Below are 12793 nucleotides of genomic sequence, written 5' to 3' on the forward strand. Positions count from 1 at the left end.
TGACGGTTGAACAGTGTGGAAAATGAGGTGGAAAACGACGTCGGTCAGGGCGGCGCCGCGGCGCGCAGCACGGTCGTCTCGCACTGGGCCAGCAACCGCACCTGTTCGTCAGGCGCATCATGTTCGACGACGAGGTGGTCGATATCGCCGACGGCGCCGATCCGGTACGGCGCGCGCGACTCCAGCTTTTCGCTCGTCGCCAGTATCACCGTGTGGTGGCCGGCCGCGGCGAGCGCCTTCTTGAACAGCGCATCGGCCATGCTGAACGCGCTCACGCCGGTCACGGAAGACACGGCGCAGGCACCGATGAAGCAGTGATCGACATTCAGCGACGACACCATGGCAATCGCGCCCGCATCGACGCAGCCGCCTACGTGCTGGTCCACGAAGCCGCCGACCATGAGCAGTTGCAGGTCCTTGCGTCCGGCCACTTCCGCCGCGATCGCGATCGAATTCGTGGCCACGGTGACGCCGCTGCCGGCAGGCAGGAACGACACCACGGCCAGGTTGGTGCTGCCGCTGTCGAGGAACACAAGCTGGCCGGGTTGCACCAGCGACGCGCCCACCCGCGCCAGCGCCTGCTTCCGCTCGCGCGATTCATCCACGCGCACCGCCATGGGCCCCGATGCCGGCGAGGTAGGCAAGGCGCCGCCATACACGCGGCGGCAGCGCCCTTCGGCGGCCAGCGCCCGCAGATCGCGCCGGATGGCCGCTTCGGACACGCCGAATTCGAGAGCGAGGTCGATTGCGACAACCGGCAAGCCCTGGTCGAGCCGGTGGACGATGACGTCGCGCCTGGCAAAGGGAATATCGTTCATGAGTGGATAATATCGTCTACAAACGTCAAAGTAAACTTGTACGTTGATGTACACTTCAGTCGAACCGGTGGCTCCAAAGACTGTCGAGCCACACAAACTGCGAGATCGATCATGAAAACGGAAAAACAGAAAATGCTGGCCGGCGAGTTCTATCACGCCGGCGATGCCGAAATCCAGGCCGACCAGGCCGCGGCGCGCGACTGGATGCGCCGCTATAACACGGGCCAGGATATGCCGACCGAAGCTTACCGCGAGCTGCTGCGCGAAGGTTTCGGCCAGGTGGGCGACAACTGCGTGGTGCGCCCGCCATTCCATTGCGACTATGGCTACAACATCAGGCTCGGCGCGGGTGTATTCATGAACTTCAACTGCGTGATCCTCGACGTGGTGGGCGTCGAGATCGGCGACATGACGCAGATCGGCCCCGGCGTGCAGATCCTCACGGCCGACCATCCGCGCGACCCGGCATTGCGGGCACAGGGGCTCGAATTCGGCCGCCCGATCCGCATCGGCAAGAACGTGTGGATCGGTGGCGGCGCGCTGATCATGCCCGGCGTGACGATCGGCGACAATGCGCTGGTCGGCGCGGGCAGCGTCGTGACGCGCGATGTGCCGGACGGCGTGACGGTCGCGGGCAACCCGGCGCGGCCCCTTGCCGGCCGCCGCGCCGATTGACTCCGGGACGCGCATCGGGCCGGATCAGAAGTAGTAACCCGCCTGCAGGTTGATGCGCCGCGAATACCTGTCGTGCTGCCCGGCGGTCGAGGCCAGTCCGCCGAAATCGGGTGACAGGTACGGGTGGTGCTTCCCGAGCATGAGATCCGCCTGGAAGAACCATTTGCCCGCCGAGAAGGACAAGCCGGTCACGTTCTGCCGCGAAGGGCCGTAGCCACCGATGCGCTTGTGCAGGGCGCTGTAGTCGTTGTACACCTTGAAGGCGCCGAACGGCCCGACGGTGCCGGCGATGTCATAACTCACGTTGGCGATATAAATGTCCCCTTTCGTCGCCACCGGATACGGGTAGCCGAAGCCGCCGACCATCACGAAGCTGTTGGCATCCAGGCCGCCATAGGTCTCGGTGGGGGCGTGGCGGGTCTTGTACCGGTAGCGCATTGCCTGCAGCATCACGGTCACCGGCCCCGGCGTCGCGCGGTAGTGGATGGCGAAGGCATGGCGCCGGGTGTTCTCGCCGGCGCCGTTGCGGATGTCGCCGCCCAGCACCGACGCGCCGAACTCCTGCTTGATGGCGGTACCGGCATGCCATGCGGCGCGGGCGACCAGCGTGTTGCGCTCGCTGTCGCGCTGGCCCGTGCCGTAGCCATGTTCGTCATCGTCGCGCACGATGTTGTAAGAATAGCGGTTCGACGCCGGCGCCGTGTTGTCGCCGCCGCCATAGGAACCGCCATCGCGCGGGAAGAAGGCCAGCTGCCATTCGAGCCTGCCGGGGGCGCTGGCATAGGAGATACCGGCGTCGTACTTGTCTTCGAAACCGGCATAGAAGGCGATGGACTCGTAGAAGTTGTTCGACGCGAACGGCAGCAGGCCGAACGGCACCTTGGTGACGCCCGCCTGCAGGGTGCTGCGGTCGGCAAAGCGCAGGCCCACCCAGCCATGATGCAGGAAATGCTGCCAGTAGCCGCCCTGTCCCGCCGGAAAGCGGTTGTACCGGTACTGGGCCGAGGCGATACGGGTGCCGTCGTCATACCTCACCTCCAGGCGCGCGGTATCGAGGCCGACGAAGCCGCGCGGCTTTTCCGGCTGCCAGCCCTTGTGCACGTAATTGAAGCGGATCGCGCCGCCGATCGTGAGGGGCGATTCGGGCTCTCCCCCATGGGCATGCCCGCCCGCCAGCACGGCGAGGCCCAGCAGGGCGACGGCACATGCGTGCCGCAGTTGAATGCTGATCATCATGTTCCTTCCCGGTGCCCAGGGCACCGGCCTTTCCGTAACGTCGATTGTCCCGATAGCTCTCGCGCAGAGGTAATACGTCCGCGAAAAGGTCAGCGCGGCTCGTTCGCGATGGCCTTGACGAAGCCAGCGATGAGCAGCAGCATGAGTGCGATGAAGGGCGGCCCCATGGCGACCGCCCCGGCCTGGATGGCCTTGAGGGCGGTGTTGTCGCCGATGACGAACAGGATCACCGTCACGAATGCGATCATCAGCAGCCAGATCACCCGCTGCGCGGCCGGCGTGTCCGTGTCGCCGCCGGCGGCCAGGCTGTCGACCACCATGGCGCCCGAGTTGACGGAAGTGACCATGAAGATCACCAGCAGCACCACGACGAGCATCGATGTGGCGCCGAACATCGGCAGCGTTTCGAGGAAATGGAAGATCGCCATGTCGACGTTCATCGTGCCACTGGCCAGCGCGCCGGTTCCCGAGGCCACGCTGGCGATGGCGCCGCCACCGAACGCCGTGAACCAGAGAATGGCCACGGCCGTCGGCGCGAGCAGCACCACGCCGACCAGCTGGCGCAGTGTGCGGCCTTTCGACACCCGCGCCACGAACACGCCGACCAGCGGGCCCCACGTGCACCACCATGCCCAGTAGAACACGGTCCAGCCGTGGTACCAGTCCTGGTCGGTCCGGCCGATCCAGTTGCTCAACGGGAGGAAGTACCGGCCGAAGTCGATCGTCGTGCCCAGCACGCCCGACGAAAACGCCATCACGCCCACGCCGGCCACCACGATCGCGAACAGCAGCAGCGCCAGCAGCATGTTGACGTTGCTGAGCAGCTTGAGTCCGGAATCGAGGCCCCGCCACAGCGACACGGCAGCCAGCAGCGTGACGACGGCAATGAACAGCATCTGGTGCATGATCGTGTTCGGCAGGCCGAGCACGTGGGTGATGCCGGCGGTCGCCTGCATGGCGCCCAGGCCGATCGACGTCGCCAGGCCGAAGACGGTCAGCACCACGGTGAAGATGTCCACGGCGTGGCCGATGGGACCCTTGTGCGCCTTGCCGAGCAGCGGTTGCAGGCCCGAGCTGAGCGAGAACGGCAGGCCCTTGTTGTACGAGAAGTAGCCGACCACGATGGCCACCGTGAGGTAGATGGCCCACGGATGGAAGCCCCAGTGGAAGATCGTCGCGCCCATCGCCGCGTGCGCCGCCCCGGGCGTGCGTGCGGCAACGTTGAACGGCGTCTCGAACCATGCGGTGTAGTGCGCGACCGGTTCCGCGACGCCCCAGTACAGCAGCCCCACGCCCATGCCCGCGGCGAACATCATGCAGAACCAGGAGAGCGTGCGGAATTCGGGCCGGGCATCCTTGCCGCCCAGCCGGATCTTTCCATAAGGGGAGACCGCCAGCACGGCGCAGAACAGCACCATCACGTTCCCGCCGATCATGATCAGCCAGTCCAGGTGTTTCAGGGTTGCCGTCCTGAGGCCTTCCAGCGCCGCGGCGGCGGCCGGCGGGTCGAACAGCGCGCCGAGCACGAGCGCCAGTACGATCAGGATCGATAGCGGGAAGATGACACGGTGCACTTTCAGTCCGAGCACTTCGAGTTTGAAATCCACGGGTGAGCGGGTAGCCGCGCGGGCGGCTGCGGGAAGGCCTGAGGCGATCTGCTTCATATTGTCTCCATTGTTGTTCACTATAGGTCGCCGCGCGCTTCCCGTCTGGTGCGGAAATTCAGCGCGGCGAAGGCCGATGGCTGGTAGCCATCTTCGGACCGCATTGCATCAACGACAAATCATGAAAAATCGTCGTGCCATCAGCTTTTGTCATGAATCGGCATGGCCGATGGCGGGACCGAGCGTCGTTCCACGCCGTTCCCCACCGGTAACCAGGACCAGCGCGACAGCGCACGCGGCGAAGAAGACGTACAGGCCAGATGCGCCTCCTTCACTCATCCACGCGCCGGCAACCAGCGGCCCGATGCAGGAGCCGATGGCGAAGGCCGTCAACAGCACACCGGCCAGGCCGACGCGCATCGCCGGGTCGACCACGCTGTTCGCCCATGCCACGCCCAGCGGATACAGGCAGAACTGCAGCGCGCCGGCGCAGCAGGCGAACGCCAGCAGGGCCGCCAAGGGCATGCTGTCTCGCATGCAGAGGACAGCACTGGCCAGCGCCAGCAGGACCGCCGCGCCGCGGACCAGCGCGGGCCGCGGCAGCCGGTCGGACAGCAGTCCCAGCGGGAACTGCGCCAGCAGCCCGGCTATCACGGGGCATGCCAGGTAGACTGCCGTCCAGCCCGGGCTCATGCGGTGCTGCGCCGCATAGATCGCCGCAAGCCCGAAGAAGCTGCTGTTGAGCATGCCCGATACGAAGACCGTGGCCAGTGGCCGCGGCACCCGGCGCACGATCTGTCCAGACGTGATGCCTGCCTGCGGCAACGCCGGCGGCGGCGGCATCCGCGTCATCGCCACCGGAATCACGCAACAGGCGAACGCGATGGCGACGACGATGACGGCCCCGGCTCCACCGCCAGGCCCGGCCGCGACGCCGACCTGCCCCAGCATCATGCCGGCATAGGTAGCGATCATGTACCCCGCCAGCACGCGGCCACGCTGCTGCGCTTCCGCGCTGTCGCTCAGCCAGCTTTCCAGCGCCATCACCTGGCTCATCAGCGCGATGCCGGCGACGGCACGCAGCACGATCCAGAACGACAGCGCCGCGCCCAGCTCATGGGCCAGCACGGCGGCAACCATGATGCCGGTGCTCGCCGCGAATGTCCGCACATGGCCGATCCGCTCGATAAGCGTGCGGCCCGCGCTTGCGCCGATGGCCATGCCCAGCGCATTGGCCGCCATCAGCGCACCGATATGCAGTTCGGAGGCGCCCCCGGCGCCCACGCGCAGCGCAAGATGGGAAATCAGCAGCGTGGCGGCGAACTGCAGCACTGCGGCGGAGAGATATAGCGCGCCAAAGGTCTTGCCGATGACGGGCATGGCTCAGCCTCCCCGTGCGTCGCCGGCACGCGAAACGCCATCAAGCGAGCCCATGCACTTCTCTCCAGTTCGCCGGTCGCACCACATAGCCGAACAGCGCGTGTCCGCCGTAGACCAATTCGGTGCCCTCGGGTATCCACAGCAGTTGACCGGGCACGATGCGCAACGGCTCGCCATTGGCCCTCAGCTCGAGGGTGCCATCGATCACGAAGATGAGCTCGTCGTACAGCACCGTCCATTCCACCTCGGCTCCTTCCCAGCGGGCGAAGCCGAAGCCGATATGGGGCGATACCTCGTTCGATACCGCGCGGGCCACCCACGCAGCGCCGGGCGGCCCGCCGCGCTGCGTGTAGTCGAGCGATGCATGGTCGACCAGCACGACCGGACGCCTGCCCGCCGTGCCGGCCCCGGCACCCGGGCTCACAGCTCGCTCCGGCTCGACCAGGCCGCCAGCTGGATGCGCGAACGCACGCCGATGCCGAGGAACGGTTCCGGCGGATTGCGCGAGGGCATGCCGGTGACGGCCTCGATATCGCGCAGCTGGTCCGAGCCGGCGCCGATCGCCCGGTCGGCCAGCAGCGTGCCGGAGATGGTGCCCCAGGCCGCGCCCACGCCGTTGTCGCAGGCCGTGGCGTACACGCCCTGGTCGAGCTCACCGAAGAAATTGGTGAAGTTGCGTGAGATGGCGTACACCCCGCCCCACGTGTGGCTGAAGGGCACGTCGGTGAGCTGCGGGAAGCGGGCCAGGAAGGCGGCGCGGTGCTTCGCGCGCACCTGCTCGCGCATCGCATCGCTGGTGCTGCGCCCGTAGCGCGGCACGTGCTTGTATGTGTTGCGGATGATCAGCCGGCGGTCCTGCGTCATGCGCACGGTCGTACCGGCGTGGTCGGCCGGCGTCAGCCCCCAGTCGAGCTGCCCGCCATGGCGCGCCAGTTCGGCATCCGTCAGCGGCCGCGTCCAGCTGGCGAAGGTCATCACCGGCAGCAGGCGGTTGCGCAGGTAGCCGAACTCCTGCGTGAAGATGCTGGTGCCGAGCAGCAGCGTGGGCGTGCCGATGCTGCCTTCGTCGCCATGCAGTGTCCAGCCGCCTTGTCCGTCGCGCTCGAGCCGCCGGATCGGCGACTCTTCCAGCAGTTCGACATTGGGCGGCAGCGAGCGCGCCAGCCCGGTGACCAGCGCGGCCGGCTGCATCAGGTAGCAGCCGGGCGTGAAGATCGCATCGCTGTAGTGCTCGGTGCCGAGCACCGCCTTCAGCTCCTGCGGCCCGGCCCGGCGGAACGGCTCACCCAGTTCGCCCAGCAGGCGCTCGAAATGGTTCAGGTAGGCCTGGCCGCGCGGCCCCACCGCACCCTGGTACTTGCCGGCATGGGACCACTGGCAGTCGATGCCGTGTTTATCAACCAGGCCCTGCAATTGCCCGATGGCGGCCCGGTTCAGCCGCAGCAGGCGCTGCTTGTGGGCAGGATCGGGATGCTCCAGCGCGAATTTATGGGGCAGGTCGATCACGAACCCGGAATTGCGGCCCGAGGCGCCGAAGCCGGCCCGTTGGGCATCGACAAGCAGGATGCGTGCTTCGGGCAGGCGTTCGGCCAGCCGGCGCGCGGCGGCCAGGCCGGCGAAGCCGGCGCCGATCACCGCATAGTCGGCCTGCTGCCTGCCTTGCAGGCGCCGCACGGCCGGGCGCGGGGCGAGGGCCGCATACCAGCCGCAGCCGCCGTCGTCGAAGGGAAGATTGATGTGCTTGGTCATAATGTGCTTTCAGGCGGCGGCGCGTTGGTCTTGCTGGCAGGTTTGCAGGAGGGCATTGCGTTGGGCCTGCGCCGCGGCACCCAGCAACACGAAGCCGCGCAGCGCGCCTTGCGTATCGTGGAAGGCGCACTGCAGGCCATCGCTGGTGGGTGTGCAGCGCCATGCGCCGGCCATACCATGTGCCGGGGCCAGCAGGCACAGCGGCATTGCCGGCGTCTTGACCGTCACCGGCATCAACGGGTACGCCACGGCCGTTGGCTGGCCCAGCAGCGTGCGGGCAAGGGCCTGGATGCCCTGGTTGATCGGCGCCAGGTAGGGCAGCAGGCAGCCGTCGATCTCGATGCAGTCGCCCAGCGCGTGGATGCCGGGCTGCGACGTCCGCAGGTGTGCGTCGACCTGGATGCCGCAACCGGTGGCGATGCCGGCATCCGCGGCCAGCGACACGTCGGCGCGCAGGCCGATCGCCGACAGGACCAGGTCCGCGTCAACCTGCCGGCCATCGGCCAGCGCCAGCCGATAGCCATCGGCCGCGCGGTCGATGCGCCGTACCGTGGTGTTCAGGCGCCAGCGGACACCGAGGCCCGACAACGCATCCTGCAGCCGCTGCCCGGCTTGTGCCGGCAGCAGGCGTTCCATCGGCCAGCGGCCCAGCCCCACCATGGTGACCTCGATGCCGGCGGCGGCCAGGTCGTTGGCGAATTCGCAGCCGATCAGGCCATCGCCCAGGATGGCGACGCGGCGCGCGCCGGCCAGTTGCTCGCGGAACCGGCGGTATTCCTGCAGGTCGTTCACGCTCAGCACCGCATCCGCCTCGCCGTCGATGGCGGGCCGCACCGGCCGCGCGCCGCAGGCCAGCACCAGCTGGCCGTATGTCATCTCGCCCAGGCTTGTGTGCAGGCGGCGGGCCTGGGCATCGATGCGCTCCACGCGGCAATGCGGATACACGCGGATGCCGAGGCGCTGTTCGATCGCCAGCGGCGACTCGGTCGCCATGGCATCTGCGGCCCTGCCCTGCGCCATGCCGATCGACAGCGCCGGCTTGGAGTACACGAAGCCGTCGTCGGCCGTCACCACGCGGATCTCGACGGTCGGATCGTTCCTGCGCAGCGCGGCGGCCAGCCCGTAGCCGGCATGGCCGCTGCCGACGATGACGATCGGCTGGCGCGGCACCACCGCCGCGACTGCCGCAGTGAGCGCCTTCTCCTGCAATGGCGCCGCGGCCACGGCGGCCACCGGCACGCTGACATCGAGCATCTCGAAATCCGCCTTGCCCACCTTGCAGTCGGGGCACAGCCAGTCGTCCGGCACGTCTTCCCAGCGCGTGCCCGGCGCGATGCCGTCCTCCGGCCAGCCCTTTGCCTCTTCGTAGACCAGGCCACAGATAATGCACAGCCATGTTTTCATGATCGTCTCCTCCTGCTGCTGTTTATTCGCCGGCCACGCGGATGCCGATGTTCTTGGTGCGCACGTAGCTGTACAGCGCTTCCTGCCCCTTCTCGCGGCCGAAGCCGGACAGGCCCACGCCGCCGAACGGGGTCTCGATGCCGCCCGCGTACCACTCGTTGACGAACACCTGGCCCGCCTTCAGCCGGCGCGCGCAGCGCAGGGCGCGGCTGATGTCCTGCGTGAAGACGCCGGCGACCAGGCCGAACTCGGTACCGTTGGCAATGGCCAGCGCTTCCTCTTCCGTGTCGAACGGGATCACGGCAAGCACCGGGCCGAAGACTTCTTCCCGGGCGATGCGCATGGTCGGTGTGACATCGCGGAACACGGTCGGCTGCATGAACCAGCCGGCCCGTTCGCGGCATGCGGCGCCGCCGGCGGCCAGGCGCGCACCGTCATCGACGGCCTTGCGGCACATCGTTTCGATCTGTTCGAGCTGGCCGGCGCTGATCACGGGCGTCAGGTCGGGGTTCTCGCAGCCGGGGCCGATGCGCAGGCCATCGGCAAGCGCGGCCACGGCATCGGCCACCTCGTCGTACACGGCGCGCTGCACCAGCAGGCGCGACATGGCGGAACATACCTGCCCGGCGTTGAAGAAGATGCCGCTCTTCACACTGTCGAGCAGCTGCTGGCGGTCGGCATCGGCGAAGACCAGCGCGGCCGATTTACCGCCCAGTTCCATCACGCTGGGGATGGCGCGCGCCGCGGCGCCGCGCAGGATCGACTGGCCAGTGGCCACCGAGCCGGTGAACACGATCTGGTCGACGTGGCGGTGCTCCACCAGGTGCGCGCCGACCTGGCGCCCGGGGCCGCACAGCAGGTTCACGGCACCTTTCGGCAACCCGGCTTTGGCGATCGCCTGGAACAGCACGCACATGCCCAGCGGCGACAGTTCCGGGGACTTGACGACCACCGCGTTGCCGGCGGCGAGTGCCGGCGCCAGCGAACGGGCACAGATCGACACGGGGAAGTTCCACGGCACGATCTGCGCCGACACGCCCATCGGATCGTAGACCGTGAAGTCCATGTAGCCGTCGCCCAGCGGGATCGAGGTGCCTTCGATCTTGTCGGCCATGCCGGCGTAGTACTCGAAATAACGGGCCGCTTCGGTGAATTCTTCCCTGGCGTCGCGCAGGCTCTTGCCGTTTTCGTGGCACAGCACCCAGGCACCCTCGTCGGCCACCGCGCGGATTTCGTCGGCGATGCGCAGCAGCCAGGTGACGCGCTGCGCAGGGCGCACGCGGGTCAGCTCGGCCCGGTCGGCGCAGCGGCGTGCCGCCGCCAGCGCGCGCTCGGCATCGTCCCTGCCCGCTTCCGCGATGGTGGCCAGCGGCTCGCCGGTCGCCGGATTGCCGACGGTCAGCGAACGCGTGCTGTCGCACCATTCGCCATCGATGTAGTTCAGCCAGTGCGGCTTGATCGGGAACATGGCCGCTCCTCAGGCCGCGGCCGCGCCGGATTGCGCCGCGGCCAGCAGCTGGCGCGCGCCCCACTGGTGGAAATAGTGCGTGGGCACGTCCATCTCCGGCGAGAACACGCCGCCCTGGTAGCCCGGCGAGGAGCGGCCCTTCTGCATGCCCTCGACCGAGGCCACGTCTTCGGCGAACACCACGCGCCACGCTTCCAGCACGGCGGCATGGCAGGCGGCGTACTTGTCGTCCAGCGCCTCGTCGCCCACGTAGAACAGGCGCAGGTGTTCGATGGTCTTGCCCGGTGCGATCGGCTGCAGCTGCATGGCGAACGCGTGGTCGGCCTGGATGCCCAGCAGCACGTTGGGGAAAAAGGCCACATATTCGGCGTTGCGCAGCCGGTCCTCCGGCCAGTCGGGGAACGTGGGCAGATTGGTGCCGGCGACGTCGGACAGGTTGTAGGCATAGCTGCCCTGGCCCGCGAAGTGCCCGGCGAACAGGATGTTGTAATGGTCTTCCAGGCGTGAATAGCTGTTCAGCGCCGGATGCACCCACGGCAGGTGGTAGGCCTCGCAGTAGTTCTCCACCGCGAGCTTCCAGTTGCAGTTCACCTCGATGCTCGTGGCATCGCCGCTGCCCTTGCGGCGCAGCAGGCCCATGCCGTCGCGGCCGAGGAAACGCGACCAGCGCTCGGTGAGCGGCGCCAGCATGTCCTCCAGCGGCGCCGCGTCGCCGGACAGGTTGACGAACACCATGTCCATCCAGACCTGGCTGCGGATCGGCTTCAGGCCATGCTTTTCGCAGGCGAAGCGCTCATCCTTGTGCTGGTTGATGCCGCCGATGTGCGGCGTTCCCTTCAGGCTGCCGTTCAGGTCATACGTCCAGGAGTGGTACGGGCAGCGGATCACGCCCTGCACTTCGCCGGGCTGTTCGACCAGCTTCATGCCGCGATGGCTGCACACGTTGTGGAACACCTGCAGCACGCCGTCGCGGTTGCGCATCAGCAGCAGCGGCAGGCCCATGAAGTCGACCGGGCTCACCATGCCGTTCTTCGGCAGGTCGCTCGCAAAGCCCACGCAGGCCCAGGTCTTGCCCATCACCTGGTCGCGTTCCAGCTCGAATGCGGCTTGCCCGGTGTAGAACTCGTTGCCCAGGCCGCTGGCCTCGTGGATCGGGCGCAGCACGTCTTCGAGCTTGTGGAATGCGATGCGCCGGGAAGGGGTAGTGCTCATGTCGATCTCCTTTGTCTGCGGGCCCGAATGCCCTGGTGTTGTGGCACCTAGTTTCGGGCTGCAGGGGGAACATCGACAAACGAGTTTTAGACGCCTATTTGTGAGTTTTTATCATGAATCGACGGTGGCGCCCTGCTCCAGCAGCCAGGCGCGGAAGCGCCGCACACTTTGCCGCCACGCTCCCCTGTCTTCCGGTTCCAGCAGGTAGAACATGCCGTTCGTTCGCAGCGCCGTGTCGACCGGGCGCACCAGCGCGCCCGTCTCGATGTGCCGGTCCACCAGGTTGGCCCACGCCAGCGCGATGCCCTGACCGGCGACGGCCGACTGGATCAGCATCGCGTAACTGTTGATGTTGATGCGCCGGCGCGGCTCGACCGGCGCCAGGCCCACGCGGCGATGCCATTCGGGCCAGCCGATCCAGCCACTTTGCGGATCCTCCAGCCACAGCCAGGTGCCGTCGCGCAGTTGCTCGGGCCCTGTCAGGCCGGGATGCTTTGCCAGGTACGCGGGACTGCAGACCGGGAATATCTCTTCGGGAAACAGCGGTGTCGCGCGGATGCCCTCGGGCGGGCGGCCGCAGAAGAACACGGCCAGGTCACAGTCGAGGCGACTGAAATCCCTGGCCTGGTCGTTGGCGATGATGCGCAATTCGACCTCTTCATGCTCCCGCTGGAATTGCGCCACGCGCGGCAACAGCCACATCGACGCCAGCGCGGTGCTGGTGAACACCGTGACCTGCTGAGCGCCTTTCCAGTGGCGCACCTCGCCGGTGGCGCGCGCAAGTTGGGTCAGCGCGTCGTGGACGGAGCGGTAATATTCCTCGCCCTTGCAACTGAGGACGATGCGGCGGGTGGTGCGCTCGAACAGCGGGGTGCCGAGGTAATCCTCCAGCAGCCGCACCTGGCGGCTGATCGCCCCCTGGGTGACGTTCAGCTCCGCCGCGGCAACGGTAAAGCTGAGGTGGCGGGCGGCCGCCTCGAACGCCACCAGGCTGTTCAGGGGTGGCATCGGGTCGATCTTCATGATGTCGCGTGTCTCGGTATGGTTGTTTTTTTTAAGATACCACGCGCCAGCCAGCTGCAAAGGATGCCCGGCGCATCGGGCCCCGCAGCGGGTCGCACGGTGTCGGTGCCGGCACCGCCACGCCGCCGGGCCCAAGGCTTCGGACGTCCCGGTGGAATTCAGTCCAGTTCTTCTTTCACCACGCCCTCCCGGCTCGCGACACTACAGCTCAGGGAAGGTCTCCT

Annotated in this window: 11 protein-coding genes; 1 reads left to right on the forward strand and 10 read right to left on the reverse strand. The window is 67.5% G+C overall.

The window, feature by feature from the left end; translation table 11 throughout:
* Positions 1-44: 44 nt before the first annotated feature.
* On the reverse strand, positions 45-818 hold the full coding sequence (locus tag ACY65G_RS06440; protein ID WP_464996539.1) for a DeoR/GlpR family DNA-binding transcription regulator: 774 nt from the start codon (positions 816-818) through the stop codon (positions 45-47).
* Positions 819-929: 111 nt separating this feature from the next.
* On the opposite strand from ACY65G_RS06440, the gene ACY65G_RS06445 reads away from it, so the two are divergent.
* A complete protein-coding gene (locus tag ACY65G_RS06445; protein WP_464996540.1) occupies positions 930-1493 on the forward strand; it encodes a sugar O-acetyltransferase in 564 nt (187 codons plus the stop codon).
* Positions 1494-1517: 24 nt separating this feature from the next.
* Here ACY65G_RS06445 and ACY65G_RS06450 read toward each other — a convergent pair whose 3' ends face one another.
* From ACY65G_RS06450 to ACY65G_RS06490, 9 genes are all read right to left on the reverse strand, one after another.
* The gene (locus ACY65G_RS06450) at positions 1518-2729 is read right to left on the reverse strand and encodes a hypothetical protein (RefSeq protein ID WP_464996541.1); all 1212 of its coding nucleotides are present in this window, start codon (positions 2727-2729) and stop codon (positions 1518-1520) included.
* Between the two features lie 89 nt (positions 2730-2818).
* Complete coding sequence (locus ACY65G_RS06455) at positions 2819-4393, reverse strand: BCCT family transporter (RefSeq protein WP_464996542.1); 1575 nt, start codon at positions 4391-4393, stop codon at positions 2819-2821.
* Between the two features lie 150 nt (positions 4394-4543).
* Positions 4544-5713 carry an MFS transporter gene (locus ACY65G_RS06460; protein ID WP_464996543.1) on the reverse strand — a complete coding sequence of 390 codons (1170 nt, stop codon included), beginning with the start codon at positions 5711-5713 and terminating at the stop codon, positions 4544-4546.
* A 40-nt stretch (positions 5714-5753) separates the two neighbouring features.
* Positions 5754-6092 (reverse strand): ethanolamine utilization protein EutQ, encoded by a 339-nt coding sequence (locus ACY65G_RS06465; RefSeq protein WP_464996544.1) that lies wholly within the window; start codon positions 6090-6092, stop codon positions 5754-5756.
* 41 nt (positions 6093-6133) lie between these two features.
* Positions 6134-7462, reverse strand: a complete 1329-nt coding sequence (locus ACY65G_RS06470) for an NAD(P)/FAD-dependent oxidoreductase (RefSeq protein ID WP_464996545.1) — start codon at positions 7460-7462, stop codon at positions 6134-6136.
* 9 nt (positions 7463-7471) lie between these two features.
* A complete protein-coding gene (locus ACY65G_RS06475) occupies positions 7472-8866 on the reverse strand; it encodes an FAD-dependent oxidoreductase (protein WP_464996546.1) in 1395 nt (464 codons plus the stop codon).
* Between the two features lie 22 nt (positions 8867-8888).
* Positions 8889-10334, reverse strand: a complete 1446-nt coding sequence (locus ACY65G_RS06480) for an aldehyde dehydrogenase family protein (RefSeq protein ID WP_464996547.1) — start codon at positions 10332-10334, stop codon at positions 8889-8891.
* Positions 10335-10343: 9 nt separating this feature from the next.
* Positions 10344-11546: an aromatic ring-hydroxylating oxygenase subunit alpha gene (locus ACY65G_RS06485; RefSeq protein ID WP_464996548.1), complete on the reverse strand. Its 1203-nt coding sequence runs from the start codon at positions 11544-11546 to the stop codon at positions 10344-10346.
* Positions 11547-11657: 111 nt separating this feature from the next.
* Positions 11658-12569 (reverse strand): LysR substrate-binding domain-containing protein, encoded by a 912-nt coding sequence (locus ACY65G_RS06490; RefSeq protein WP_464996549.1) that lies wholly within the window; start codon positions 12567-12569, stop codon positions 11658-11660.
* Between the last annotated feature and the right edge of the window lie 224 nt (positions 12570-12793).

The organism is Pseudoduganella sp. jia 12 (assembly GCF_055502675.1).